General features: G+C 58.3%; 23 protein-coding genes. 16 read left to right on the forward strand and 7 right to left on the reverse strand.

Annotated elements, in window-relative coordinates; all coding sequences use genetic code 11:
• Positions 1-74 precede the first annotated feature (74 nt).
• Positions 75-473, reverse strand: a complete 399-nt coding sequence (locus tag ABRZ26_RS16855; RefSeq protein ID WP_319605312.1) for an ArsR/SmtB family transcription factor — start codon at positions 471-473, stop codon at positions 75-77.
• Between the two features lie 257 nt (positions 474-730).
• Here ABRZ26_RS16855 and ABRZ26_RS16860 point away from each other — a divergent pair, with 257 nt between their 5' ends.
• The 3 genes from ABRZ26_RS16860 (at position 731) to ABRZ26_RS16870 (ending at position 3,909) form a co-directional block, all read left to right on the forward strand.
• A complete protein-coding gene (locus tag ABRZ26_RS16860; protein ID WP_319605313.1) occupies positions 731-1,945 on the forward strand; it encodes an MFS transporter in 1,215 nt (404 codons plus the stop codon).
• Positions 1,946-2,144: 199 nt separating this feature from the next.
• Positions 2,145-2,708 (forward strand): flavin reductase family protein, encoded by a 564-nt coding sequence (locus ABRZ26_RS16865; RefSeq protein WP_319605314.1) that lies wholly within the window; start codon positions 2,145-2,147, stop codon positions 2,706-2,708.
• A gap of 115 nt (positions 2,709-2,823) precedes the next feature.
• Positions 2,824-3,909: a metal-dependent hydrolase gene (locus tag ABRZ26_RS16870; protein ID WP_319605315.1), complete on the forward strand. Its 1,086-nt coding sequence runs from the start codon at positions 2,824-2,826 to the stop codon at positions 3,907-3,909.
• Between the two features lie 123 nt (positions 3,910-4,032).
• On the opposite strand, the gene rpiB is transcribed toward ABRZ26_RS16870, so the two are convergent.
• On the reverse strand, positions 4,033-4,485 hold the full coding sequence (rpiB, locus tag ABRZ26_RS16875; protein ID WP_319605316.1) for a bifunctional allose-6-phosphate isomerase/ribose-5-phosphate isomerase RpiB: 453 nt from the start codon (positions 4,483-4,485) through the stop codon (positions 4,033-4,035).
• Positions 4,486-4,848: 363 nt separating this feature from the next.
• On the opposite strand from rpiB, the gene ABRZ26_RS16880 reads away from it, so the two are divergent.
• From ABRZ26_RS16880 to alsK, 6 genes are all read left to right on the forward strand, one after another.
• Positions 4,849-5,733: a MurR/RpiR family transcriptional regulator gene (locus ABRZ26_RS16880; protein ID WP_319605317.1), complete on the forward strand. Its 885-nt coding sequence runs from the start codon at positions 4,849-4,851 to the stop codon at positions 5,731-5,733.
• Positions 5,734-5,804: 71 nt separating this feature from the next.
• The gene (alsB, locus tag ABRZ26_RS16885; RefSeq protein WP_319605318.1) at positions 5,805-6,740 is read left to right on the forward strand and encodes a D-allose transporter substrate-binding protein; all 936 of its coding nucleotides are present in this window, start codon (positions 5,805-5,807) and stop codon (positions 6,738-6,740) included.
• Positions 6,741-6,819: 79 nt separating this feature from the next.
• Positions 6,820-8,352, forward strand: coding sequence for a D-allose ABC transporter ATP-binding protein AlsA (gene alsA, locus ABRZ26_RS16890; protein ID WP_319605363.1), 1,533 nt, complete (start codon positions 6,820-6,822; stop codon positions 8,350-8,352).
• On the forward strand, positions 8,331-9,311 hold the full coding sequence (gene alsC / locus ABRZ26_RS16895) for a D-allose ABC transporter permease (protein WP_319605319.1): 981 nt from the start codon (positions 8,331-8,333) through the stop codon (positions 9,309-9,311). Before alsA ends, alsC begins: the two co-directional genes overlap by 22 nt.
• Before the next feature lie 10 nt (positions 9,312-9,321).
• The gene (gene alsE / locus ABRZ26_RS16900; protein WP_319605320.1) at positions 9,322-10,017 is read left to right on the forward strand and encodes a D-allulose 6-phosphate 3-epimerase; all 696 of its coding nucleotides are present in this window, start codon (positions 9,322-9,324) and stop codon (positions 10,015-10,017) included.
• The gene (alsK, locus tag ABRZ26_RS16905) at positions 10,001-10,906 is read left to right on the forward strand and encodes an allose kinase (protein ID WP_319605321.1); all 906 of its coding nucleotides are present in this window, start codon (positions 10,001-10,003) and stop codon (positions 10,904-10,906) included. Before alsE ends, alsK begins: the two co-directional genes overlap by 17 nt.
• A gap of 103 nt (positions 10,907-11,009) precedes the next feature.
• On the opposite strand, the gene ABRZ26_RS16910 is transcribed toward alsK, so the two are convergent.
• Together ABRZ26_RS16910 and ABRZ26_RS16915 are read right to left on the reverse strand one after the other, a co-directional pair.
• Positions 11,010-11,786, reverse strand: coding sequence for an ABC transporter substrate-binding protein (locus ABRZ26_RS16910; RefSeq protein WP_319605322.1), 777 nt, complete (start codon positions 11,784-11,786; stop codon positions 11,010-11,012).
• A gap of 71 nt (positions 11,787-11,857) precedes the next feature.
• A complete protein-coding gene (locus ABRZ26_RS16915) occupies positions 11,858-13,033 on the reverse strand; it encodes a methionine aminotransferase (RefSeq protein WP_319605323.1) in 1,176 nt (391 codons plus the stop codon).
• A gap of 273 nt (positions 13,034-13,306) precedes the next feature.
• On the opposite strand from ABRZ26_RS16915, the gene ABRZ26_RS16920 reads away from it, so the two are divergent.
• Positions 13,307-14,188, forward strand: coding sequence for a LysR substrate-binding domain-containing protein (locus tag ABRZ26_RS16920; protein ID WP_319605324.1), 882 nt, complete (start codon positions 13,307-13,309; stop codon positions 14,186-14,188).
• A 43-nt stretch (positions 14,189-14,231) separates the two neighbouring features.
• Positions 14,232-15,092, forward strand: a complete 861-nt coding sequence (locus ABRZ26_RS16925; protein WP_319605325.1) for an isocitrate lyase/PEP mutase family protein — start codon at positions 14,232-14,234, stop codon at positions 15,090-15,092.
• 76 nt (positions 15,093-15,168) lie between these two features.
• Here ABRZ26_RS16925 and ABRZ26_RS16930 read toward each other — a convergent pair whose 3' ends face one another.
• Positions 15,169-16,080 carry a LysR family transcriptional regulator gene (locus tag ABRZ26_RS16930; RefSeq protein ID WP_319605326.1) on the reverse strand — a complete coding sequence of 304 codons (912 nt, stop codon included), beginning with the start codon at positions 16,078-16,080 and terminating at the stop codon, positions 15,169-15,171.
• A 111-nt stretch (positions 16,081-16,191) separates the two neighbouring features.
• Here ABRZ26_RS16930 and ABRZ26_RS16935 point away from each other — a divergent pair, with 111 nt between their 5' ends.
• From ABRZ26_RS16935 to ABRZ26_RS16950, 4 genes are all read left to right on the forward strand, one after another.
• Positions 16,192-17,508 carry an SGNH/GDSL hydrolase family protein gene (locus ABRZ26_RS16935; RefSeq protein ID WP_319605327.1) on the forward strand — a complete coding sequence of 439 codons (1,317 nt, stop codon included), beginning with the start codon at positions 16,192-16,194 and terminating at the stop codon, positions 17,506-17,508.
• Positions 17,509-17,511: 3 nt separating this feature from the next.
• On the forward strand, positions 17,512-18,651 hold the full coding sequence (locus ABRZ26_RS16940) for an alkene reductase (protein WP_319605364.1): 1,140 nt from the start codon (positions 17,512-17,514) through the stop codon (positions 18,649-18,651).
• Positions 18,648-19,829 (forward strand): MFS transporter, encoded by a 1,182-nt coding sequence (locus ABRZ26_RS16945; RefSeq protein ID WP_319605328.1) that lies wholly within the window; start codon positions 18,648-18,650, stop codon positions 19,827-19,829. The genes ABRZ26_RS16940 and ABRZ26_RS16945 overlap by 4 nt, the downstream gene beginning before the upstream one ends.
• A gap of 188 nt (positions 19,830-20,017) precedes the next feature.
• Complete coding sequence (locus tag ABRZ26_RS16950) at positions 20,018-20,791, forward strand: DUF3750 domain-containing protein (RefSeq protein WP_319605329.1); 774 nt, start codon at positions 20,018-20,020, stop codon at positions 20,789-20,791.
• 100 nt (positions 20,792-20,891) lie between these two features.
• On the opposite strand, the gene ABRZ26_RS16955 is transcribed toward ABRZ26_RS16950, so the two are convergent.
• Positions 20,892-22,541: a methyl-accepting chemotaxis protein gene (locus ABRZ26_RS16955; RefSeq protein WP_319605330.1), complete on the reverse strand. Its 1,650-nt coding sequence runs from the start codon at positions 22,539-22,541 to the stop codon at positions 20,892-20,894.
• 149 nt (positions 22,542-22,690) lie between these two features.
• Positions 22,691-23,584, reverse strand: coding sequence for a LysR substrate-binding domain-containing protein (locus ABRZ26_RS16960; protein ID WP_319605331.1), 894 nt, complete (start codon positions 23,582-23,584; stop codon positions 22,691-22,693).
• Between the two features lie 137 nt (positions 23,585-23,721).
• Here ABRZ26_RS16960 and ABRZ26_RS16965 point away from each other — a divergent pair, with 137 nt between their 5' ends.
• The gene (locus ABRZ26_RS16965) at positions 23,722-25,095 is read left to right on the forward strand and encodes an MFS transporter (protein ID WP_319605332.1); all 1,374 of its coding nucleotides are present in this window, start codon (positions 23,722-23,724) and stop codon (positions 25,093-25,095) included.
• Positions 25,096-25,111 lie beyond the last annotated feature (16 nt).

The raw sequence follows: 25,111 nt of genomic DNA on the forward strand, positions 1-25,111 counted from the left end.
GCGGCGGAGAACATCCCCACCTTAAAAGATAAAGCCCGAAAGGCGGCTATCGCCTGAAACCGCGGTGGCGGCCGTTACGCGTTCTTGTCTGCTTTAGCGATCGCGCTATCCGCAGCCTGTTCCGGCCGGTCGTCGGGTAACGGCCAATGCGCGATCAAGGCTAGCAGGCCCGGAAAACGTTCTTCGATATCTTCCCGGCGCAACCGGCTGCGTCGTTCTAATCCGTATTGGCGCTGGCGGATCAAACCCGCTTCGCGCAGCGTTTTGAAATGATGGGTCAACGTCGATTTCGGGCGATTGAAGCCGAACCAGCCGCAGGGATGGTCGTAGGCTTCCGACTCCAGCATCAGTTTACGGATGATGGTCAGACGTAACGGATCGGCCAGTGCGGCAAAGAGCGTTTCCAGCTTTAAATCCTTGGTTGCGGGCTCCGGCAACGGCGGCGGCAGATCGGTGAGCGGGTCTTTTTTCATCAGGAAGCGATAGGGTTGTTGAATAACTAAAGTCCATTATAGCACTTGTACGTATTTTTTCGAACATGCTATAGTTCGAAAAAACTCGTACAGGATAAGGCTATGACTTTTTCTGCTAATTCAGTCGTCATTAACCAGCGCGATCTGACCCCTTTGGCGGTGAATGCTGCCGGGGAAAAAGCGTTGTCTGCCGTCAGGGCGCCTGATCCCGCTCCCTTGCATTTGGGCCATGTCTTACCACGGCAAGGAGAGGAACAATGACGGGACGTAGCTCGCCGGCGCTGATGGCGAGCGCCGCATGGGTGGTCACGGCGGTATTTATCTTGTCGAACTCGCCTACGCCGCTTTATGTGTACTGGCAGCAATCGCTCAATTTTTCCACCGGCACGCTGGCGGTGATATTCGCTTGTTACATCGCCGGTCTGCTTGGCACCTTGCTGATCGCCGGGCAGCTATCCGATCGCTACGGGCGAAAAATGATGTTGTACCCCGGTTTGCTGGCTGCGCTGCTGGCCTGCGCGCTATTCTCCGTCGCCCAGTCGGTGGCGGTTTTGGCCATCGCCCGCTTGCTATCCGGGATTGCGGTCGGAACGGCGGTATCTGCGGGCATGGCGGCGGTCGGCGATCTGGGCGGCATTGAGCGCAGGCGGCAGGCCGCTTTGCTGGCGTCGGTGTCGATGGTGCTGGGCGCGGGCCTGGGGCCGCTGCTGGCCGGAGCGATAGCGCAATGGGTAACGTCGCCCGTCATGCCGGTTTTCGGCGTGGAGTTCGCCATTCTGCTCAGTGCGCTAATCATCCTGTTTTTCCTGCCGCTGCGCGCCGCAAAGCGGCAGGAGAGAAAGCCTCTGCGGCTGCGCCTGCCGACGGTTCCCGCAGACAATCGCCGCCACCTGCTTTACGGCATCGGCACCTTCGGGCCGGGCATTACTGCGACATCCTTTATGCTGGCGCTGGGGCCGTCGTTGTTATCCCGCTTGCTGGATGTCAGCAGCCCGATGGTCGCGGGCGGCATGGCTTGCGCCATGTTCCTCTCGGCGACCGGGGTACAGTTTATGGTGCGTCAATGGAAAGTGCGGTCGATTTTTCTGGCCAGCACGCTGGCGACGATAGCCTGCATGGCGAGCCTGACCCTCGCCGTGCAGGCTTCGCTTGCCGGCGTGCTAATTCTGGCCGCGCTGTTCGCCGGCGTCGGGCAGGGATTGGGGCAGTTGGGCGGGCTAACGTTAATCGGACTGTACGTTGCCGATGGGCGTCGCGCTGAAGCGAATGCGGTGCTGAATATCGGCGGCTACCTGCCGGCTTGTCTGTTGCCCGTCGCCGCCGGCTACGCCATCGACCTGTTGGGATTAACCAACGGCGCGGCGCTGTTTGCGCTGATTCTGAGTCTGGCCGCGGCGGTCGGCGGTTTCTTTATCTTTACCCGTCTTAGAGACGAACCGCAGCCGGTGAACAGTAGCGATGATCCATCCTGATAAAGAACAGCGCGCAATGCGACCGGGGGACGCGGCTTCGTCCGCCTCGCCGTTGCGTGTGGTGAAATAAGACCGGCGAAATTCGACCGCAACCGGCCCAAGAGGAAACAGATTGAGGTAGCATGTTTCTCTATGAGGGCTGCGCGGCAGATCCCGCGTAGCCGGTCCCATTGACCGAATGCTACACAGGAGCTATCTCATGACCACCAACAGCGCTAAACGCGATTACCCGGTTAACCGGGTGCGCCGCTATCTCGAACCGGGGCCGATCGTACTGGTTTCATCGCAATGGCAAGGGAAAAACAACATTATGACGCTGGGCTGGCATACCATTCTGGAATTCTCGCCCTCGCTGGTCGGGCTGATGATCTCCGGCGGCAACCACAGTTTCGAGATGATTCGCCGTAGCCGCGAGTGCGTGATCAACCTGCCGACCACGGCGCTGACCGATACGGTGGTAGGCATCGGCAACACCTCCGGCGCCGATATCGACAAGTTCGCCGAATTCAATCTTACGGCGCAGGCAGCGCAGGAGGTTGCCGCGCCGCTGATCGCGCAATGCCATGCGAACTTCGAATGCCGCCTGTATGACGATGCCCTGGTTGAACGCTACAACTTTTTTATTTTCGAGGTGGTGAAGGCGCATGTCGCGACGTCGCCGAAACACCCGGAAACCTTGCACTACACCGGAGAGGGGATATTTATGGTGGCGGGAAAAACCATCAGTCGACGTTCCTTGTTCAAACCCGAGATGCTTATCTGATACCCGGTGCGTATCTCGCTGGCGTTCAGGGCGCGGAGCCGCTCATCGCCAGCGCATTATTTTCGGCGCGCGGCTGAATTCGCGCGTCATTGCCCCGTTTTTCCCGGAGCGCATTATGGATTCATTAACCCAAATTGTTCTCGGCGGCAGCGTTAGCGCGCTGGTCGCCCCCGCAACGCATCGTCGTCCGGCGTTGCTGGCCGGCGGCGTTCTCGGCACCTTGCCCGATCTGGATGTGTTCTGGTTCATGCTGGCGAAAAGCGATGCCGTCACCGAAGTGACCTGGCACCGCGGTCCGTCGCATTCGCTTTTGCTGCTGGCGGTGCTGGGTGGGTTGTTGTGGCTGGCGTTGCGGCCGCGCAGCCGGCTGATCCGCGCAGCGCCGACGCGCTGGTTGTGGGCTATCTTGCTGGCTTTGCTGACGCACCCGCTGTTGGATGCTTTTACCGTCTACGGCACGCAGCTGCTGTGGCCTTTGCCGACCCCGCCGATCATGTGGGCGACGATCTTTATCATCGATCCGTTATATACGCTGCCGTTGCTGGCCGGCGTGATTGCCGCCTGGCGGCTGGCGCCGGGAGAGGCGTCGTCACAGACGAGCGGCGGGCATCGCTGGCTGGCCGCCGGACTGATTATCAGCTCGGTTTATCTGGCCTGGAGCGTCGCCGCCAAGGTTTGGGTCGATCGCGCCGCCTCGCAAAGTCTGAGCGGCAGCGGATTGCAGCAGGCGCCGCGCTTTTCCACGCCGCTGCCGTTCAATACGCTGCTCTGGCGCGTGGTGGTGATGGCGCCGGATGGATACTGGATCGGCGATCGCTCGTTGATCGCCGATCGCGGGCCGATGCGCTTTACTTTTTATCCCAGCGACAACCAGATTCTGGCGCAATTGGCGCCGACGCCGCAGCTACAGCGCCTGATGTGGTTTACTCACGGCTTTTTCAGCCTGCGGCCGCAGCGGGGCGACGACGGCGAAACGCGGCTGATCCTTGCCGATTTGCGGCTGGGGTTCGAACCTGACTACTTTTTTCGCTACGACGTCGCCGGCGTGGATGCGCAAGGGCCTTGGGCGGTCGCGCCGGAGATCGTCCGCGTTCCGATATCCGCCGACGATCGGGCGGCGGGGTTGGAATGGGTATGGCGGCGTATTTTTGACAGTGAGGCGCGGCGGAGCACGGTCAGCGATGAGCGGCCTAAACCCTAGGCCGCTTTCAAACGCATCCGCCCCGTGAGGGGCGAACGCCGGTCGGGAGCGCTTCAGCGCGACAGCCAAGCCGGAGAAATAGCGTTTGGCCGGTTTTTCGATGCGCCGTCTTGATGGTTTTTTTCAGCGCCGCAGCTGCTGTTCGAGCCGGCCAATCGCCTCGACGCGTTTCTGATGGCGTCCGCCTTCAAACTCCGCATTGAGCCAGCTATCGACAATCATTTTCGCCAGTTCCAGCCCCACTACACGCGATCCGAACGCCAGAATATTGGTGTTGTTGTGCTGGCGGGAAAGCTGCGCGGAATAGGGTTCGCTGCATACTACGGCGCGGATGCCGGGAAATTTATTGGCGGTAATGGAAATCCCCACGCCGGTGCCGCAGATAAGAATACCGCCGTCAGCCTCTCCGTTCACCACCGCTTCTGCCACCGCGCCGGCAAAGTGCGGGTAGTCGGCGCGCTCCTGCGACCAGGCGCCTTTATCCACGACCTCGATGCCCAGTGACCGCAGATGCGCCAGAATATCCTCTTTGAGGATAAACCCGACATGGTCACAGCCAAATGCGATCCGCTTCATACGCTATTCCCCCTGTTTGAGAAAACTTCACAGTTAATATTTATTTGTAACTTTTGATCGGTTTTATGCGCAAAAAAGACCCGAACCTGCCGGGTTCAGCGCCTGTTCTACACATACTGATGCGACAAATCAATATGGATATATGCACAAAATAGCGTGACATGGTTCTGCGTTGATGCGCGGTTTTTGTTTAATTCGTTGTTTTTGTTTGGCTATTTTGTTTTATGGAAATGAGGGTGAGAGTAAAACTTCATGAATATAAAAACTTTATAAATTTAATATTTTTGTGAAGTTGTTGGCATATTTCTCGCTGACGATGTGATGATATAGTGTCGTCTTCTATTTAAAGGACGCGAGCGCACAATGAGTCAGTCAGAGTTTGATCAGGGACTCCCTAACGGAATCGGTATTGCGCCCTATCTGCGTATGAAGCAGGAAGGGATGACGGAAAACGAAAGCCGGATTGTGGAGTGGCTGTTAACGCCAGGCAATTTGAGTGAAGCGCCGGCGATTAAAGATGTTGCCGAGGCGCTGGCGGTGTCCGAGGCGATGATCGTCAAGGTATCGAAGCGTCTGGGTTTCAGCGGGTTTCGCAACCTGCGCAGCGCCCTGGTGAATTACTTCTCGCAGTCTGAACAGGTGTTGCCTGCGGAGCTCTCTTTCGATGAAGCGCCGCAGGATGTGGTGAACAAGGTGTTCAATATTACCTTACGCACCATCATGGAAGGCCAGTCGATTGTTAATGTTGATGAAATTCATCGCGCCGCGCGTTACTTTTTTGGCGCCAACCAGCGCGATTTGTACGGCGTCGGCGGTTCCAACACCATTTGCGCCGATATTCACCACAAACTATTGCGTATCGGCGTGCGCTGCCATGCCTATCAGGATGCGCATATCATGATGATGTCCGCCGCCTTGCTGAAAGAGGGCGATGTGGTGCTGGTGGTGTCGCACTCCGGGCGCACCAGTGATTTAAAAGCGGCCGTCGAACTGGCGAAGAAAAATGGGGCAAAAATAATTTGTATTACTCATAGCTACCATTCGCCGATTGCCAAACTGGCGGATTTTATTATTTGCTCGCCAGCACCAGAGACCCCTTTATTGGGACGAAACGCTTCAGCCAGAATATTACAATTAACGTTATTAGATGCTTTCTTTGTTTCCGTTGCCCAACAGAATATTGAACAGGCGACATTAAATATGGAAAAGACCGGCGCTATTGTCGATTTTTTCCGGCGTGACCGATGAAGTGACAATATAAAGACGTATTCCACACCAGTGGAATACGTCTCTGTACTCCCTACAAAGAGAATACTGCCATGAATAAATATCTGAAAATATTCAGCGGCGCGGCCGTGGGATTAATGCTGTCAACCAGCGCCTTCGCTGCCGCCGAATATGCCGTAGTCTTAAAAACTTTATCCAATCCGTTTTGGGTAGATATGAAAAAAGGAATTGAAGACGAAGCGAAAAAACAGGGGGTGAGCGTCGATATTTTCGCCTCTCCGTCTGAAGGCGATTTTCAGTCGCAATTGCAACTCTTTGAAGACCTGAGCAATAAAAATTACAAAGGCATCGCCTTTGCCCCCTTATCTTCCGTCAACCTGGTGATGCCGGTGGCGCGAGCGTGGAAAAAGGGAATTTACCTGGTTAACCTCGACGAAAAAATCGATATGGATAACTTGAAAAAAGCGGGGGGCAACGTTGAAGCCTTTGTTACCACCGATAACGTCGCGGTCGGGGCGAAAGGCGCCGAATTTATCATTGAACAACTGGGCGCCGCAGGCGGCGAAGTGGCGATTATTGAAGGAAAAGCGGGCAACGCTTCCGGCGAGGCTCGCCGCAACGGGGCGACCGGCGCTTTCAAAAAAGCGACGCAAATCAAACTGGTCGCCAGTCAGCCTGCCGACTGGGATCGGATTAAAGCGCTGGACGTGGCCACCAACGTGTTGCAGCGCAACCCGGATCTGAAAGCGTTTTACTGTGCGAACGACACGATGGCGATGGGCGTTTCCCAGGCGGTGGCGAATGCCGGTAAAACCGGCAAAGTGCTGGTGGTGGGAACCGATGGTATTCCGGAAGCGCGCAAAATGGTGGACGGCGGGCAGATGACCGCCACCGTTGCGCAAAACCCGGCGGATATCGGCGCCACGGGATTGAAATTGCTGATCGATGCGGCGAACACCGGCAAGGTCATTCCGCTGGAAAAAGCGCCGGCGTTTAAGCTGGTCGATTCGCTTCTGGTGACGAAGTAATTTTCCTCTCACTCCGATCCTCTCTTCAGGGAGAGGGTCTCCTCCCGTAAGCAGGGAGGCGATAATTATGAGGTTTACTATGGTCACGCCATATATTTCGATGGCGGGGATCGGCAAATCCTTTGGTCCGGTTCACGCATTAAAATCGGTTGATTTAACGGTTTACACTCATGAAATACATGCGTTATTAGGGGAGAACGGCGCCGGTAAATCAACTTTGATGAAAGTATTATCGGGGATCCACGACCCGACCAAAGGCACCATTACCATCAATAATGTGAATTACGACAAACTTGATCATAAACTCGCGGCACAACTCGGTATCGGCATTATTTATCAGGAACTCAGCGTTATTGATGAATTAACCGTGCTGGAGAATTTATATATCGGCCGCCATCTGACTAAAAAGATTTGCGGCGTCAATATTATCGACTGGAAAGAGATGCGCCTGCGCGCCGCGATGATGTTATTGCGCGTGGGTTTAAAAGTCGACCTTGATGCGAAGGTGGCGAATTTATCCATTAGCCATAAGCAGATGCTGGAAATCGCCAAGACATTAATGCTCGATGCCAAAGTCATTATTATGGATGAGCCCACCTCTTCATTAACGAATAAAGAAGTGGATTATCTTTTTTTGATCATGAATCAGTTGCGTAAGGAAGGCACCGCGATTGTTTATATCTCGCATAAATTGGCGGAAATTCGCCGGATTTGTGATCGCTATACGGTCATGAAGGACGGCAGCAGCGTGTGCAGCGGCATGGTCCGCGACGTAACGAACGACGACATCGTGCGTTTGATGGTGGGGCGTGAGCTGCAAAATCGCTTCAATGCGATGAAAGAGAGCGCCGGCAACGTCGAACGCGATACGGTATTCGACGTGAAAAACGTCACCAGTCGCGACAAAAAGAGGGTGCGCGACATCTCTTTCAGCGTCAATCGCGGTGAAATCTTCGGCTTTGCCGGACTGGTCGGCTCCGGGCGTACCGAACTGATGAACTGCCTGTTCGGGGTGGAGAAACGCAGCGCCGGTGAAATCAGATTAAATGGCAAGGTCATTTCCCCGCGCTCACCGCTGGACGCGCTTAAAAAAGGCATGGCGTACATCACCGAAAGCCGCCGTGACAACGGCTTTTTCCCCAACTTTTCCATTGCGCAAAACATTGCGATCAGCAACAGCCTGAAACGAGGCGGCTTTAAGGGTGCGATGGGCCTGTTCAATGAGGAGGAAGAACGAAAAATCGCTGAAGCGCAACGGGATCTGCTGGCGTTGAAGTGCCACTCCGTTGAGCAAAATATTGGCGAGCTATCCGGCGGAAACCAACAAAAAGTCCTGATTTCCAAATGGTTATGTTGTGAACCCGAAGTGATTATTTTCGATGAACCGACCCGCGGCATTGACGTCGGCGCGAAGGCTGAAATCTACAAGGTGATGCGTCGGCTGGCTGACGAAGGCAAGGTCATCCTGATGGTTTCATCCGAACTTCCTGAAATTATCGCCGTCTGCGATCGCATCGCCGTGTTCTGCGAGGGGCGTCTGACAAACATCCTGCGCAACCGCGACGACCTGAGCGAAGAGGAGATCATGGCATGGGCATTACCTCAAGAGTGAAAAGCGACATGAGCGAGAAAAAACCGTTTAACTTCGCGCTGTTCTGGGATAAGTACGGCACCTTTTTTATCCTGGCGATCATCGTCGCCATCTTCGGCAGCCTGTCGCCGGAATACTTTCTGACCACCAATAACATCACGCAGATCTTCGTGCAAAGTTCGGTCACCGTATTGATCGGCATGGGGGAGTTTTTCGCCATTCTGGTGGCGGGGATCGACCTGTCGGTCGGCGCTATTCTGGCGCTCTCCGGCATGGTGACCGCCAAACTGATGCTGGCGGGCGTCGATCCGTTTCTCGCCGCGCTGATTGGCGGCGTGCTGGTCGGCGGCGCGCTCGGCGCGATTAACGGCTGTCTGGTGAACTGGACCGGGTTGCATCCGTTTATTATTACGCTCGGCACCAACGCCATTTTCCGCGGCGTCACGCTGGTGATTTCCGATGCCAACTCGGTGTACGGCTTCTCGTTTGATTTTGTGAACTTTTTTGCCGCCAGCGTTATCGGCATCCCGGTGCCGGTTATTTTCTCTTTGTTAGTGGCGGTGATCCTGTGGTTTGTCACCACGCGGATGCGCCTGGGCCGCAATATTTACGCGCTGGGCGGTAACAAAAATTCGGCTTTTTACTCCGGCATTGATGTGAAATTCCACATTCTGGTGGTGTTTATCATCTCCGGTATCTGCGCCGGTCTCGCCGGCGTGGTTTCAACCGCGCGTTTGGGCGCGGCGGAGCCGCTGGCAGGGATGGGCTTTGAAACCTATGCCATCGCCAGCGCCATTATCGGCGGCACCAGTTTCTTCGGCGGCAAGGGCCGCATCTTCTCAGTGGTTATCGGCGGACTGATTATCGGCACCATCAATAACGGGCTGAATATCCTGCAAGTACAGACGTATTACCAATTGGTGGTGATGGGCGGGCTGATTATTGCCGCTGTCGCCCTCGACAGGCTTATCAGTAAGTAAGGAATTCACGATGAAAATATCCCCCTCTTTGATGTGTATGGATCTGCTGAAATTTAAAGAACAGATCGAGTTTATTGATAGCCATGCGGACTATTTTCATATCGATATTATGGATGGTCACTTTGTCCCCAACCTGACGCTTTCGCCATTCTTTGTCAGCCAGGTGAAAAAACTGGCAAGCCTGCCGCTGGATTGCCATCTGATGGTCACTCGTCCGCAGGATTACATAGGTCAACTGGCGCGGGCGGGGGCGGACTTCATCACCTTGCATCCGGAAACGATCAACGGCCAGGCGTTTCGCCTGATCGATGAGATCCGCCGCCACGGCATGAAAGTCGGGCTGATCCTCAATCCGGAAACGCCGGTTGAGGCGATGAAATACTATATTCATAAAGCGGACAAAATTACCGTCATGACCGTCGATCCGGGCTTTGCCGGGCAGCCGTTTATCCCGGAAATGCTGGAAAAAATCACCGAGCTGAAAGCCTGGCGCGAACGCGAAGGGCTTAGCTACGAAATTGAAATCGATGGTTCCTGCAACCAGGCCACCTATCAGAAACTCATCGCGGCCGGGGCGGATGTCTTTATCGTCGGCACCTCCGGTTTGTTCAACCATGCGGACAATATCGATGAAGCCTGGTCTTTAATGGCAGAGCAGATCCTGGCGGCGAAAAAAGAGGTACAGCCTCATGCAAGAACGGCATAACGTCGTGGCGGGCGTGGATATGGGGGCGACGCATATCCGTTTTTGTCTGCAATCGATAAGCGGAGACGTGTTGCACTGTGAGAAACGCCGCACGGCTGAGGTGATTGCCGACGGCGTGGTCGCCGGTATTCATACGTTGTTGCAGCAACAGCTTGACCGATTTGACGCCCGTTGCCACGGGCTGGTGATGGGGTTCCCGGCGCTGGTCGGCAAAGACAAACGCACCATCATTTCCACCCCCAACTTACCGCTGGCGGCGGATTCACTCAGCGCGCTTGCCGATGAACTGGAAAGCGCGCTGGGCTGCGCGGTGGAGTTTTCCCGCGATGTGAATCTGCAACTCTCGTTCGACGTCCGGGAGAACGGTCTCAAAGACCAACTGGTGCTGGCGGCCTATCTTGGCACCGGCATGGGCTTTGCTATCTGGCTGAACGGCGCGCCGTGGATCGGGGCGCACGGCGTTGCAGGCGAACTCGGCCACATTCCGCAGGGCGACATGCGGCTACGCTGCGGCTGCGGCAATGTCGGATGCCTGGAAACGGTCTGCTCCGGTATCGCGCTCAGGCGCTGGTATGAGCAGCAGAGTCGTCATTATGCGCTCGGCGAACTGTTTATTCATGCTCGTCATGAACCCTTTGTGCAAGAACTGTTGCAGCATGCGGCGCGGGCCATCGCCACCAGTATTAATCTGTTCGATCCGGAGGCGGTGATCCTCGGCGGCGGGGTGATGGATATGCCGGCGTTCCCGCGAGACGCGCTGATTGCGCGGATTGACTCGCACCTGCGCCGCCCGCTGCCGCACGCGGCAGTGCGTTTTCTGGCGGCCTCATCGTCCGCCTATAACGGCGCGCAGGGCGCGGCGGCGCTGGCGCTTGCCCGCTTTACGTAGCGTTTTCTTCCGCTGGCGGCCTCGGGATCAGGAGATGCCCGCCTATTCCCCCGTAAATGCCTTCAGCTCTGCAGGACGCCGCCTCGGCAGGCGGCTGTGAATATCACTCCACTCGAACATCAAAGCCGGGGAAGTACTGTTTGGCCAGCTTCTCGACGGTGCCGTCTTCTTTCACCTGTTTGATGGCCTTATCCAGCGCCTCTTTCAGCTCGGCGTCGCCTTTGCGCAGACCGAAACCGATGCCGCTGCCGAGAATGGTGGCGTCGTCGACCGGTTGGCCGATAAAGGCGAAGCCTTTGCCCTCAGGCCGGTCGAGAAAACCGGTTTGACCGGCCGCCGCCATCACCAGCGTACCGTCCAGACGACCGGCCGCCAGATCGTCATAGGCCAGATTCTGATCTTTGTAAGAGGTCACCGTGACGCCCTGTTTCGCCCAGTGCGTTTGCGCATAGATTTCCTGAATGGAGCCCTGAAGCACGCCGATGGTTTTGCCTTTCAGCGCCGCTGCCGTCGGCGCCAGTCCGGCCTCCGGTTTGCCCAGCAACTGGGTGGGGATGCGGTAAATCGGGGTGGTGAAATCAATGGCTTCTTTGCGCTTTTCGGTGATGTTCATCGCCGAGTTGATGGCGTCGAATTTTTTCGCTTTCAGCGCCGGAATCAGCGAGTCAAATGAGGTTTCGACCCAGGAGCATTTGAAGTTGCCGGCTTTACAGATGGCATGGCCCAGATCGATATCGAATCCTTCCAACTGGCCTTGCGCATTTTTACTTTCAAACGGCGGGTATTCGGCTTCCACGCCGAAACGCAGTTCGGTCTGCGCCATGGCAAAGGAGGAAGAGAGTAAACCGAGCGATACCATCAGCATGTTTAATTTTTTCATATCGGGAACGATCTCCGCTAATTCGATGAGTTGTGATTAAAAATAGTGTCCCACAGCGTAAACACACCGCGTTAACGCCTGTTGCCCGCCACCCGGCACAGCGCTTTCGCCCCTGCCAGCAATGTCGCATCATCCTTGGAAAAAGAAAGACGAATCAGTTTGTTGTCGGTGCCGTCGGTATAAAACGCCGACAGCGGAATGGTCGCGACGCCCTGTTCCACGATCAACCGTTTCACCATTTCGCTGTCGCTTTCGTCGCTGAAATGGCGGTAATCGGCCAGAATAAAGAAAGAGCCGGCGGAAGGCAGCAGTTTAAACGGGCCGTCGCGCAGTGCATCAACCAGCAGATCGCGCTTGTGCTGATAGAAGGCGCCGAGCGACAGGTAGGTCGCCGGGTCGGCCATATATTCCGCAAAGGCGTACTGCATCGGCGTGTCGGCGGAGAACATCATAAACTGATGCACCTTAAGGATTTCATTCATCAGCGCGGCGGGGGCCAGACAGTAACCGACGCGCCAGCCGGTCACATGAAAGGTTTTGCCGAACGATGAGACAATCACGCTGCGCGCCGCCAGCGTTTGCCGTGTCGCCATGCTGTGGTGGCGCTGATTGTCAAACACCACGTGCTCATACACTTCATCGGACAGGATCACGATGTCGGTGTTGCGCGTCAGGCGGTCCAGTTGCGCCAGATCGTCGGCGCTCAGCACCTGTCCGCTCGGGTTGTGCGGCGTGTTGATGATGATCATCCGGGTACGGGCGTTGATGGCGGCCTGTACCTCATCCCAGTCGATGCTGAAGGCCGGAACGGACAGCTTTAGCGCCACCGGTTTGGCGCCCTGTAGCCGGACAATCGGCGCATAGCTGTCAAATGCGGGTTCGAAATAGATGACTTCATCACCCGGATGCACCAGCGCGGAAATGGCGGCATAGAGCGCTTCGCTGGCGCTGGCGGTGATGGTGACCTCCTGGCCGGCGTCGTAGCGCTGGCCGTACAGGCGGTTGACCTTCTCCGCGACCACCTCTTTGAGCGACACCAGCCCGGTCATCGCGGCGTACTGGTTATGGCCCTGTTCCATGGCGCGGGTCACCCCGGCGATAAGTTCGGGCGCGCAGGGAAAGCTGGGCGCGCCCTGCGACAGGTTGATGGCGTTGTGCTGGTTGGCGAGCTGACTGATAACGGTGAAAATGGTGGTACCCACATCCGGTAATTTTGAGCTGAATTGAACCGGGGTTTGAATCGGCATATCTATCTCCGTTTTCGCCATAATAAGTGAATAATTATTCATTTATTAGACGTTGCGGCCGCTGGCGGCACAATCGAATTGTTGTCATAATAGCCATGAGTAAAATTCATGGCTGAGGGCGTTATTTCCCGCTATTGTGGCATAAACCTCAGCGGAAATGGCGGGGTAGCCGCTGATTGCCAGCAATCCGCATCCGCGTTTTTCCTGGCGGCCGATAACATATTTATGTAGTCGATTTTCTTATGGCTCGTTGCTTGAGGGCAGGTTCCGATAATGAATAAACGTATTCCCCCTTTGAATGCCCTGCACGCCTTTGTGGTGACGGCCCGCCACCTCAATTTTACCCGCGCCGCGGAGGAGCTGTTCGTTACTCAGGGCGCGGTCAGCCGCCAGATCGCCTCGCTGGAAGCCTGGCTGGGCGTGATGCTGTTTCAACGCCACGCGCGCGGTCTGCGGCTGACGCCGGAGGGCAGTCGGCTGCTGCCGGAAATTAGCGAGATATTCGAGCAACTTTTCAATGTGACGGGCAAAGTGCGCGAGCGCGGCGCCATTCGGATGAAAGCGCCCACCTGCGCCATGCGCTGGCTGCTGCCGCATCTGATGAGAATGGAGCAGGCGCGGCCGGATATTCACGTATCGCTCACCACCACCACTGAACATGACGTCGATTTTCGCGCGGAAGACTATGATGCGGCGGTGGTGTTCGCGCCGGACGGCGCGGCGCGGGGGCATGGCGTCAAGCTGTTTGACGAGGTGCTGTCGCCGGTGGCGGCGCCGCATCTGCTGCCGGCCGGACATGACAGGCTGACGGCGCAGCAACTGACGACGTTCACGCTGTTGCATCCCACGCAGGACCGGCGTGACTGGAAACTGTGGCTGAAAGCCCAGGGTATGGATGAGCGGGTTATGCGCCGCAATCAGCAGTTCGATACCATGGATCTGGCCATCAGCGCCGCGATCCAGGGCTTTGGGGTGGCGATGGCGGATATCACGCTGGTGGTGGAAGATATCCGGCGACAGCGGCTGGTCAGGCCTTGCGATGACAAGGTAAACACCGGCGCCGCTTATTATCTGGTGCATCGCCCTGATGTGCAGGCGCAATGGCTGACCGATTTTCTCGCCTGTTTTACGCACTGTATTGAAACAAATTGTTGAATCTTTATCGCCGGTCGGTGTTGCGCGGCAGGGGCTTTGTACTGTGAGTTTTCAACGTAAAACGGAGGATAAAATGGTGAATGCAGAGCATGTCGGCAATGTTTTTCGGCGGTTACATGAAGGCGATGGCGCATTCATTATCCCCAATCCGTGGGATGTCGGTACCGCCAGAATTCTGGCGGCGGTGGGGTTTCAGGCGTTGGCGACAACCAGCGCGGGAATGGCTTTCTCTCTGGGGGTAAAAGAAGGAGAGGTGAGTCGTGAGCAAGTCATCCAACATTGTCGTTCGCTGGTCGAGGCAACGACGCTGCCGGTTTCAGCCGATCTGGAAAAAGGGTTTGGCGACAGTCCCGAAAGCGCGGCGGAAACGATCCAGGTTGCCGCCGGCATCGGCCTTGCCGGATGTTCGCTGGAAGATCATACGGGAGAGGCGCAACACCCCATCTATGACTTCCAGCTTGCGGTGGAACGCATTGATGCCGCGGCGGAAGCCTGTAGAAAATTGCCCCACGATTTTATACTGACGGCGCGCTGTGAAAATTATCTCTGGGGCAAGCCTGACCTGGACGATACCATCCGTCGGTTGCAGGCTTTTGAAAGCGCGGGGGCGGATGTGCTTTATGCCCCCGGATTACGCGATTTGGATACCATCCGCACCGTCTGTCAGTCACTGACGAAACCGGTTAACGTGATTGCCGGTATTCAGGGAACAACCTTCAGCGTCGATCAGTTAGCGCATGCGGGCGTCAAGCGTATCAGCGTCGGATCGGCGTTATCCCGACTGGCTCTGGGCGCGTTTATCCGGGCGGCGGAGGAAATGAACAAATCGGGTTCTTTCTTATCGCTGGATGATGCAATGGGCTTTGCCGATGTTGAACGTTATTTCACCTCCGCCAGCCGTTAATCCGTTCGCGCTATGGGATTTGGGGTGGGTTAATCGGTATCGTTGATGCCCCAGTTAAAGAACTTGTCATTCCCGATCACCGCGCGTCGATCCTGACCTGTTCCACCAGAAAGTCCAGCAAGGCGCGCACCCGTAGCGGCAGGTAGCCGCCCTGACCGACGAATACCGCATGCATCTCTTCGTTATCGCCCGGATTGAGATCTTCGAGCACCGGCCGTAAGCGGCCGGCGGCAATATCGTCGCGCACCTGGAAGGCCGCCAGACGGGCCAGCCCGACGCCGGCGAGCGCCAGGCGGCGCAGCGCTTCGCCGTCGCTGGCCTGCACGTTGCCGGTGACCGGCACCTCGATATCTTCGCCGGCGTAGCGCAGCGGCCAGCCGCGCTGGACGCGCGCATAGTTGGCGCCCAGTCGGTTATGCCGCGTCAGTTCATCCGGCGTGGATGGGGTGCCGTGGCGTTGCAGATAGTCGGGCGCGGCGACGATGGTCATGCGCGTCTGGCCGAGTTTGCGCGCCAGCAGATTAGAGCTTTTGAGCGGACCGGCGCGCACCGCCACATCGGTGCGCTGCTCCAGAATATCGATGACCTCATCGGTCGCGACGATATCCAGCGTCACGTCGGGATAACTCGCCAGAAATTCCGGCACCAGCGGCAACAGGAAATGGTGAGCAAAGGGGACGTTGGCATTCACCCTCAGCCGACCGCGCGGCGTCGCATGGGCGCTGGCGCAACGTTCCGCCTCATTCAGATCGGCCAGAATGCGCACGCCGCGCTCATAAAAGACGCAGCCCTCCGGCGTCAGTTGCAGCTGGCGCGTGGAGCGGTTCAGCAGTCGGGTGCCCAGCCGCCGCTCAAGGCGTGCGACCAGTTTGCTCACGGCGGAGGGCGTCATGCCGCAGGCGCGGGCGGCGGCGGAAAAGCCGCCCAGCTCAATGGCCTGTACAAACACCTCCAGCTCTCCGGATCGATTGACATCTAAACGCGCCATAACGGCCTCCTTAATGACTTCAGTTCACAAATGTTTTTCCTGACGCCAGTCTAGTTCATTTATGTCGTTGAGTTCATCATTTGACAATATTTTGCTACTGAATTCACTGATATGAAAAATCTCACTCAAATCTCCGGCCCTCTACTGCTAAGCGTCGCGCTCGCCGCCGCTCAACTCCCCGCCGCCGCGCGCGCCGCCGACGAGCCGTCCTGGGTCGCGTCGTGGAGCGCCAGCCCTCAGCCGGTCTGGGGGGCGGATTTTCTGTTTCCTCTCAATACGCCGGGCGAACTGCATCAGCAAACCGTGCGTCAGATCGCGCGCGTCAGCCTGGGCGGGGAGCGGCTGCGTATCCAACTGTCCAATGCCTATGGCCGTCAGCCGGTGACGCTGGGCAAAGCGACGCTCGCGCTGCCGGCGAAGGATGACGCGCTGGTTGCCGGCAGTCTGCGTACCCTGACGTTCGGCGGACGGGAAACGGCGACGATCCTCCCCGGCGCGTCGCTTATCAGCGATCCGGTTGCTCTGTCCGTACCGGCGCTGGGGCAGGTGGCGCTGAGCCTCTATCTGCCTGAGAAGACCCCGGTCACTACGTTTCACTGGGACGGTCGGCAGAGCGGCTGGATTGTAGCCGGCGATCGCGCGTCGGATCGGCGATGGTCTGACGGGCAGGACGCGTTGCAGAGCACCACCACGCGGCTGCTGTGGTCGGGCGTTGAAGTTGAGACGCCCGCGCCGGCGCGGGCGGTGGCGGTCATCGGCGATTCCATTACCGACGGCGCCGCCGCGTCGCTGGATAAAGACCGCCGCTGGCCGGACTTGCTGGCCGCCCGGCTGGCGCCGCATGGGGCGGCGGTGATCAACGCCGGCATCTCCGGCGGCCGTTTGCTCTCAGACGGCATGGGCGTCAATGCGCTGGCGCGGCTGGATCGTGACGTGCTGAACCAGCCGGGCGTACAGAGCGTTATCGTGATGCTGGGCATCAATGATATCGCCTGGCCGGGAACGGCGTTTGCGCCGACCAGCCCGCGGCCGACGCTGGCGGCGCTGACGGCCGGCTATCGTCAATTGATCGCCCAGGCGCACCGCCGCGGCGTGCGCGTTATCGGCGCCACGCTGACGCCGTTCGCCGGCGCGCTGCCCGACACGCCGTTGGACAACTACTATCACCCGGAAAAGGACGCTTTGCGCCGTCAGGTCAATGACTGGATACGCGGCAGCGGCGCGTTCGACGCGGTGATCGATTTCGACGCCGTACTGCGCGATGCGGCGCATCCCGACCGTCTTGATGGCGACGTCGATTCCGGCGATCGGCTGCATCCCGGCGATGCGGGCAACCGCATGATGGCGGACGCCGTCGATCTCAATGCGCTGTTTGCCGATCCCACGATTTTGGCCGGGAACCATTCGGCCGCGACACAGGAGCAATAAATGATGCTTTTCACCCCCTATCAACTGGGCGACCTGATATTGCCCAACCGTATCGTCATGCCGCCGATGACCCGTTCGCGCGCCGGCGACGGCAACGTGCCGACTGCGCTGATGGCGGAATATTACGCGCAGCGCGCCTCGGCCGGCCTGATTGTCAGCGAAGGTACGCAAATCAGCCGGCAGGGGCAGGGATACGCCTGGACGCCCGGCATACACACGCCGGAACAGATCGCCGGCTGGCGCGGCGTAACCGCGGCGACGCATGCCGCCGGCGGGCGTATTTTCGCCCAGCTGTGGCACGTCGGCCGGGTGTCGCATACGTCGTTGCAGCCCGGCGGCGCGGCGCCGGTTTCCTCCTCGCCGCTGGTGGCCGAAGGGGTGACGGTGTTTATCGACCCCGCTGGCAAAGGCGCGCTTTCCGGCGCCGGCGAAAAGGTGCAGCATTCGGCGCCGCGGGCGCTCACGCGCGCGGAGATCGCCGATGTGGCGCGCAGCTACGCCGACGCCGCGCGCAACGCGCTGGCGGCGGGCTTCGACGGCGTCGAACTGCACGCCGCCAACGGCTATCTGATCAATCAGTTTATCGATTCGCAGGCCAATGCGCGCACCGACGAGTACGGCGGCAGCCTGCCCAATCGCCTGCGTTTCCTGCGCGAGGTGGTGGAGGCGGTGGCCGACGTTACCGGCGCGCAGCGTCTTGGGGTGCGGCTTGCGCCGCTGACCACCTTGCAGGGCGCCGTGGATGACACCCCGCAGGCGACCTACCTCGGCGCGGCCCGGCTGCTGGACGATCTGGGCGTGGCCTACATTCATATCGCCGAGGCGGACTGGGAGGATGCGCCGACTATGCCGGCGGCGTTTAAAGAGGCGCTGCGCCTGATCTACCGCGGTACGCTGATCTACGCCGGCAAGTACGATCTGGCGCGCGCCGAGCAGGCGCTGGGCAACGGCTGGGCCGATCTGATCGGCTTTGGGCGGCCGTTTATCGCCAATCCGGATCTGCCGACGCGTTTGCGGCTGGGATTGCCGCTGAGTCCACCCGACGCCAGCCGCTTTTTCGGCGGCGGAGCTGAGGGTTATACCGACTATCCCCGCGCGCGTTCGGCGGGGCAACAACTGACGACGGAGGGCGACAAGGTATGAGTAGGCAAGGTACCCATGCCGGCGTCTGGGCGCTGGCCGTGACCGCTTTCGCCATCGGCGTGGCGGAGTTTATCGTGGTCGGCGTGCTGCCGGCCATCGCTACGGATCTTAACGTGTCGCTGGCGCGCGCCGGCGGACTGGTCGGCTTATATGCGCTGGCGCTGGCGATTGGCACGCCGCTGGTGGTGTTGGGGCTGGCGCGTTGGCCGCGCAGGCCGGTGCTGCTGACGCTGGTGGGCGTATTCCTCGTCGGCAATCTGCTGGCGGCGTTGTCCTCCAGTTATGCCATGCTGCTGACCGGACGCATCGTCACCGCGGTGGCGCACGGCAGTTTCTTCGCTATCGGCGCGACGGTGGCCGCGCGGCTGGCGCCGCAAGGGCAGGCCAGCCGCGCCATTGCGCTGATGTTCGCCGGGCTGACGCTGGCGATGGTCATCGGCGTGCCGCTGGGAAGTTATATCGGCAATGGTTTTGGCTGGCGGTTGCCGTTCTTTGCCGTGGCGTTGCTGGCCGCAGTCGCCTGGGCGGCTACCGCGCGCTGGGTGCCGGCGCTAGCTGCGCCGTCGGCGGGTCGGGCGACGACGCAGTTGGCCGCGCTGGGCCAGCCCGCCATCCTGGCGATGATGTGCGTCACCGTTCTGGGCTTCGGCGCCAGCTTCGCGGCTTTCACCTTCGTGACGCCGATTCTGACCGACATTTCGGGTTTTTCCGTCCACGGCGCCAGTTTGCTGTTGATGGTGTTCGGCGCGGCGACGCTGGTCGGCAATCTGGCCGGCGGTCGGCTGGCGACAAAACTGGGCTGGGCGGCCGCCTTGCGGCGTCTGCTGGTGGGGTTGCTGCTGGCGCTCGCGGCGCTGGCGCTATTGATGCCTTATAAGCTGGCGATGGTGCCGCTGCTGTTTATCTGGGGCGCGCTGGCCTTCGGCATGTCGCCGGGCTTTCAGGCGGGTATGCTGGAGACCGCAGAGCGCTGGACGCCGCGCGCGGTGGACTTCGCCTCGGCGCTGAATATCTCGGCTTTCAATCTGGGGATTACCCTGGGCGAGACGGCGGGCGGCGCGCTGGTGGCGCAGGATCGTCTGATGCTGACGCCCTGGGTGGGCGTGCTGCTGGCGTTGCTGGCGCAGTTGCCGTTGCTGTGGCTGGCGCAGCGGCATCGCCGTTTTTCCCCTCAATAGGTTTTAAACCATACCGCGGCTTGACGCTGGCGACAGCTTCAAGCCGCAATTCCTTTGCACTTCTTGTGATAGATTGAAAAAAAACCGTATAAAGTGACGGTATCGGATAAGGCCGCCGCGGCTTATCCGGTGACGGATGGCGCTCGCCAATCCCTCCTTTTCATTCTTTCATCGGGGTAACTGAATAGATGAGCTATCTCAAGGTGTTGACGATTGGTTTTGTCTGTGTGCTGCTGCTGTCATTTTGGCAGAGTTATGCTAAAGCAACGCAGCGCGGGGAGACCTTCACCGGCCAGAGTTGGTGGGGAACCAAGCGTGATTCCGCGGGGATAGCGCCGGATCCGGTGAAATTCCGGCAAACGGCGGTAGTGCAAATCTATGCGGCGCCCACGTATGGCTGGCGCGGACTGGTGGCGGTGCATCCCTGGATCATCTTCAAGAAAGCCGGTGAAACGCAATACAGCCGCTATGAGGTCACCCGGTGGGGCGATGAGAATGTTGTTCGTCGTAACCGCTCGATCCCCGACGGCTATTGGTATGGCGCGCGCCCGTCGCTGTTGGCGGATCATCGGGGAGCGGCGGCCGAAGCCATGATCCCGCGGATTGAAGCCGCGATCAAAAGTTACCCCTATCCGCATACCTACCGCGCCTGGCCCGGCCCGAACAGCAATACCTTTATTGCGCATATCGGCAGGGAAGTGCCGGCGCTGAAGCTGGATATGCCGGCCAACGCCGTCGGCAAGGATTACCGCGCGTTAACGCGTCCGATCGGCTTGCCCCCTTCCGGCAAGGGCGTGCAGGTATCGTTGCTGGGCGTGCTGGGGGTGACGCTGGGCGTGGAGGAAGGTATCGAGGTCAATGTGTTGGGGCTGAATGTGGGCGTGGATATCAATTCACCGGCGCTGCGTTTGCCTTTTATCGGCCGACTGGGGCGCGACAGTGTGAAACAGGATGAGGGCTGACGACGTCGTTTCTTCGCATTTTGACGTAAGTATCGGTTGTCCTGTCGATGTGGAAGCCGTTCATGAGAACGGCTCCCGATGCCGATTTATCCGGGCTTAATTAAAACGAACTCCAGTTATCGTCACTGCGGCTTTCCTGCGCTTTTTTCGTTAGCTGGGCGGTTAATTGCGGGCGTTTTAGCGCCGTGCGCGCCGGGTCGCTCTGCACGCTATTGCCGTTAAGGATGAATGTCGCCACCAGACTACTCAGCGTCGTGGCTTGATCTTGCAGGGACTGAGAGGCGGCGGAGGCTTCTTCCACCAGCGCGGCGTTCTGCTGCGTCACTTCATCCATCTGACCGATGGCTTGGTTCATCTGTCCGATACCCTGACTTTGCTCCGTCGCGGCGGCGGCGATTTCACTGATAATATCGGTCACCTGGCGTATCGCCGTTTGTACGTTGTCCATCCGCTGTCCCGCATCGTTGGCTTGAATGGCGCCGTTACCCACCAACTGCACAGAGGACTGGATCAGTTCCTTGATTTCCTTGGCGGCGGTAGAGGAGCGTTGCGCCAGACTGCGCACTTCGCTGGCGACCACGGCGAAACCGCGTCCGGCTTCCCCGGCACGCGCCGCTTCCACCGCCGCGTTGAGCGCCAGGATGTTGGTCTGGAAGGCGATACCTTCGATGACGCCGGTAATGTCGGCGATTTTCGCCGAACCGTTTTTGATGTCTTCCATGGTTTTGACCATGGCGCTGACGGCCACGCCGCTTTGTTCCGCCAGACTGTTGGCTTCGCCGGAAAGCGTGCTGGCCTGCATGGCATTATCGGCGTTCTGTTTCACGGTATCATTGAGTGAGGCCATGCCGGATGTGGTCTGTTCCAGAGAGGCGGCCTGTTCTTCGGTGCGCGACGACAGATCCTCGTTTCCGGCGGTGATTTGCGTGGACGCGGAACTGACCGATTGCGCGGATGCCGCTACGGCGGAGAGCGCATCGCTGACCTTGTCCAGCAGGGTATTAAACGCAAGAGCGGTTTTCCCGATTTCATCCCGCTGGCTGTCGTCCGCTCTGTAGGTCAGATTGAGCGATTCGCTGGCGCCGGCCATCACGCGCTGCATGCCGTTCAGTCTGTTGCGCACGTTGATGATGATTTTGGCGGCGAAAAGGCCGACCGCGATAATCACGATGGCGGAGAACAGCAACATTCCCCAGAAGGTGCGATCGTAAGCGGCCTGATTCTGCTCCCTCAGTCCCTCTCCAAGCTCAATATTGTGGGTGGTCTGTTTTTCCAGCCCTGTAATCAGCGTGCGGATGGTTCCGCCCACGCCGGATTCGTTGAATATCAGCGGCAGCGTGACCGCATCGTCGCCGTTGCGCGACGCGGCGATGAATGCCGGAAAAGCCGCCTTGATAGCCGCGATATCTTTGGCGTCCTGTTCCGTCATGGCCTTGTCCAGATCGCTGGAGATGTCGTTATGGGCGTAGTAGACGTTGAGCTCTTCCAACTGTTTGATTAGCGCCTCAATGTTTTGCTCCGTTTCCGGCTGCTTGTCGGGAGCGCCCTGATGGCGGTACATCTCTACCCGCAACTGATTGGCCGCATTAAGGGTTTTGGCGAGATCCCGGATACTGGTGATGGTGTTGGCCTGCACATATTCAAAGCGCTGCTGAAAACCGTTGATCGCGTAGATCGAAGCAGCCGCCAGCGCGCAAAGCGAGAGCGCCAGCAGGGTGATAACAATGGTTAACCTTTGGGTGATGGACATAGTCGAGCCTTATATGACGATTTGCTGCATGTGGATTTGAGTGACTGCGTCCTTTCCTGATTGGTCGATGTTGACCTGTAAGGTATCCATACGGCTATTGGTTATCGTCAATAAGTCCTAAATCTTCACTTTTACTTTGCAAAACAGGGTCAAGCGACTTTTTGCATCTGAGCGAGCAGCCAGCTTCGCAGATGGGCGATATCGTCCCGTCCGGCATAGTCAGGCAGGGTCACCAGATAGTAATTCGCGCCGGGCAGCGCATGTTCAAACGGCGCGCTAAGCACGCCTTGCCGGATAAAATCATGCGCCAGCAGGCTGCTGACGATGGCGATCCCCTGGCCGGCGACCACCGCCTGAATGGCATGGGTTTCGTCGGTGAAGTGTAAGCCGGCGTCAATATTCAGGTCGGCGGGGCCAAAGCGACGGCGCCAGTTCTCCCAGCTTGGCGAAAGCGCGGGTATATGGCGATTATCGACGTGAAACAGCGTGGCCGAGGATAAATCCCGCAGTTGTTTGATGGCTAACCGCGGACTGGCGACCAGCACAAAGCGATCCTGATAAAGCAGCGTCGAGGTTAACGTTTCCTCTCGCTCCTCGCGATAGCGGATCGCCGCGTCCACCGTTTTTCTCGTCAGGTCGACGCGTTCCACGCTGGTATGCAAACGTAAATCGATAGCCGGCAACGCCGCTTTCAGGTCGGTCAGGCGCGGCACCAGCCAATGGGTTAGAAAGTTCGAGGTGGTGGTGATGGTTAGCACCGGCGGCGCATTTACGGCATGAATTTTTTCCACGGTGTCCTGTAGCGCGCTAAAAACGCGCTGCGTGGTGGCAAAGAGCATCTCTCCGGCAGGGGTTAACGTGACGCCTTTGGCGCTGCGCTCGCACACTTTTGTCGCCAGTTGTTCTTCCAACAGGCGTATTTGATGGCTGATCGCGGTAGCGGTGACGCCAATCTCGTCGGCGGCCAGTTTGAAGCTGCGATGAACGGCGACGGCATTGAAGGCCCGCAGCGCGCCTAATGGCGGTAAACGTTTTTTTCTCATGATGAATTTATCTCATCTATGGATGAAATCAATGACTTTGAGTCGGCATTCTCAATGGAAGTAAGCTGATTAAACGCTGCTTTTATGATGAATTCAATTCATTCTTGAGATGGGGTTTTTACCGGGGGAAGAGGATTATGGCTAGTTGTATTTCTGCGGATGACAAGCTGAGGTCGCGTTTATCGCCTGCGCTGATCCTGTTGTCGCTGGCGCAATTTGTTATCGCGCTGGACTATTCGATTATCTATGTCGCATTGCCCGATATCGCCGGCAGCCTGCAATTGCCCGATGCGCATGCGCAATGGATCGTTTCCGCCTATGGCGTGATATTCGCCGGTTTTTTACTGGCGGGCGGCCGGCTTTGTGATGCGGCCGGCGCCAAAAACATGTTTGTTTTCGCGATGGCGCTGTTCAGTCTGGCTTCGCTGCTGGGCGGGATAACCACATCCGCCGCCGCGCTGATCGTCGCGCGGGGGATTCAGGGCTTAGGCGCGGCGCTGTTGCAACCCGCTATTATCGCATTGATTTCTCATTATTTCCGTCCGGGGCAAGAGCGGGCGAACGCGTTAACCGTCTGGAGCGCCGTCGGCGCTGCGGGGCTGGTGGCCGGCGTCGTGCTGGGCGGACTGTTTACCCAGCTTAGCTGGCGGCTGGTGTTTTTGGTCAATGTGCCGATCGGGTTAATCTGTATCTGGTCCGCACGCCGCTATTTTTTTGCTATCGTGCGCCCGGCGCAGCGCCAAAAACTGCCGCTGCTGTCATCATTATTGGGAACCCTGAGCGTGCTGAGTATCGTGCTGGCGATGACCTCATTAGCCGATCACGGCCTTGACCATATCAACACTCACCGCGGGTTAGGGGCGAGCGCGATCTTGTTATCGCTGTTTTTGCTCGGCGAGCGCTACGGCAGGCGACCGCTGGTGGGCCGCGGCATTCGGCGGTTGGTTTCTTTGCAGCGCGGGAGCATCGCCAGCGCGTTATATATGGCCAGCGTGGGTACCGAGCTGTTTCTGCTCACCCTGCTGATGCAGGCGCACTATAGCTACAGCGCGTTGCAGACCGGGCTGGTTTTCATCCCGCTGACGCTGATGATTATCGTCGGCAACGCCATTGCCGGTAAGCTGTTTACGCGTATCCCGGCGCCCAGGGTGTTGCGCTGGGGATTTCTGCTTGGCGCCGCAGGATTATTGGCGATCGTTTTTTCTCTGGAAGAACATATCGACTGGTTTTTGTTTATCCCCGGCTTGTTACTCAGCGGCGTCGGGCATGGCATGATCTATACCGCCAAATTCGTCGTCGGCATGCATGAGGTGCCGGATGAGCAGCAGGGGATAGCCAGCGGGCTGATGGTTACGGCGCAATATGCCAGCGGGGCGATCGCCCTCGCCCTGATGGTGATCATCCTCAACGCCTATGCCGGCATGACCGGCTTCCAATACGGTTTTGCCGCGTTGATCGGTTTTGCCTTGTTGGGCGCGCTGTTGACGGAAGAGATAAGTAAAACCGTGTAGGTTATCGCGTAAGGCG

This window comes from Brenneria sp. L4-2C (assembly GCF_040240335.1).
Lineage (GTDB): Bacteria > Pseudomonadota > Gammaproteobacteria > Enterobacterales > Enterobacteriaceae > Brenneria.

What these genes read in the sequence shown, in the direction of transcription:
- ABRZ26_RS16855 (WP_319605312.1), bottom strand. Translation starts at nt 473, where the DNA reads ATGAAAAAAGACCCGCTCACCGATCTGCCGCCGCCGTTGCCGGAGCCC.
- ABRZ26_RS16860 (WP_319605313.1), top strand. Translation starts at nt 731, where the DNA reads ATGACGGGACGTAGCTCGCCGGCGCTGATGGCGAGCGCCGCATGGGTG.
- ABRZ26_RS16865 (WP_319605314.1), top strand. Translation starts at nt 2,145, where the DNA reads ATGACCACCAACAGCGCTAAACGCGATTACCCGGTTAACCGGGTGCGC.
- ABRZ26_RS16870 (WP_319605315.1), top strand. Translation starts at nt 2,824, where the DNA reads ATGGATTCATTAACCCAAATTGTTCTCGGCGGCAGCGTTAGCGCGCTG.
- rpiB (WP_319605316.1), bottom strand. Translation starts at nt 4,485, where the DNA reads ATGAAGCGGATCGCATTTGGCTGTGACCATGTCGGGTTTATCCTCAAA.
- ABRZ26_RS16880 (WP_319605317.1), top strand. Translation starts at nt 4,849, where the DNA reads ATGAGTCAGTCAGAGTTTGATCAGGGACTCCCTAACGGAATCGGTATT.
- alsB (WP_319605318.1), top strand. Translation starts at nt 5,805, where the DNA reads ATGAATAAATATCTGAAAATATTCAGCGGCGCGGCCGTGGGATTAATG.
- alsA (WP_319605363.1), top strand. Translation starts at nt 6,820, where the DNA reads ATGGTCACGCCATATATTTCGATGGCGGGGATCGGCAAATCCTTTGGT.
- alsC (WP_319605319.1), top strand. Translation starts at nt 8,331, where the DNA reads ATGGGCATTACCTCAAGAGTGAAAAGCGACATGAGCGAGAAAAAACCG.
- alsE (WP_319605320.1), top strand. Translation starts at nt 9,322, where the DNA reads ATGAAAATATCCCCCTCTTTGATGTGTATGGATCTGCTGAAATTTAAA.
- alsK (WP_319605321.1), top strand. Translation starts at nt 10,001, where the DNA reads ATGCAAGAACGGCATAACGTCGTGGCGGGCGTGGATATGGGGGCGACG.
- ABRZ26_RS16910 (WP_319605322.1), bottom strand. Translation starts at nt 11,786, where the DNA reads ATGAAAAAATTAAACATGCTGATGGTATCGCTCGGTTTACTCTCTTCC.
- ABRZ26_RS16915 (WP_319605323.1), bottom strand. Translation starts at nt 13,033, where the DNA reads ATGCCGATTCAAACCCCGGTTCAATTCAGCTCAAAATTACCGGATGTG.
- ABRZ26_RS16920 (WP_319605324.1), top strand. Translation starts at nt 13,307, where the DNA reads ATGAATAAACGTATTCCCCCTTTGAATGCCCTGCACGCCTTTGTGGTG.
- ABRZ26_RS16930 (WP_319605326.1), bottom strand. Translation starts at nt 16,080, where the DNA reads ATGGCGCGTTTAGATGTCAATCGATCCGGAGAGCTGGAGGTGTTTGTA.
- ABRZ26_RS16935 (WP_319605327.1), top strand. Translation starts at nt 16,192, where the DNA reads ATGAAAAATCTCACTCAAATCTCCGGCCCTCTACTGCTAAGCGTCGCG.
- ABRZ26_RS16940 (WP_319605364.1), top strand. Translation starts at nt 17,512, where the DNA reads ATGCTTTTCACCCCCTATCAACTGGGCGACCTGATATTGCCCAACCGT.
- ABRZ26_RS16945 (WP_319605328.1), top strand. Translation starts at nt 18,648, where the DNA reads ATGAGTAGGCAAGGTACCCATGCCGGCGTCTGGGCGCTGGCCGTGACC.
- ABRZ26_RS16950 (WP_319605329.1), top strand. Translation starts at nt 20,018, where the DNA reads ATGAGCTATCTCAAGGTGTTGACGATTGGTTTTGTCTGTGTGCTGCTG.
- ABRZ26_RS16955 (WP_319605330.1), bottom strand. Translation starts at nt 22,541, where the DNA reads ATGTCCATCACCCAAAGGTTAACCATTGTTATCACCCTGCTGGCGCTC.
- ABRZ26_RS16960 (WP_319605331.1), bottom strand. Translation starts at nt 23,584, where the DNA reads ATGAGAAAAAAACGTTTACCGCCATTAGGCGCGCTGCGGGCCTTCAAT.
- ABRZ26_RS16965 (WP_319605332.1), top strand. Translation starts at nt 23,722, where the DNA reads ATGGCTAGTTGTATTTCTGCGGATGACAAGCTGAGGTCGCGTTTATCG.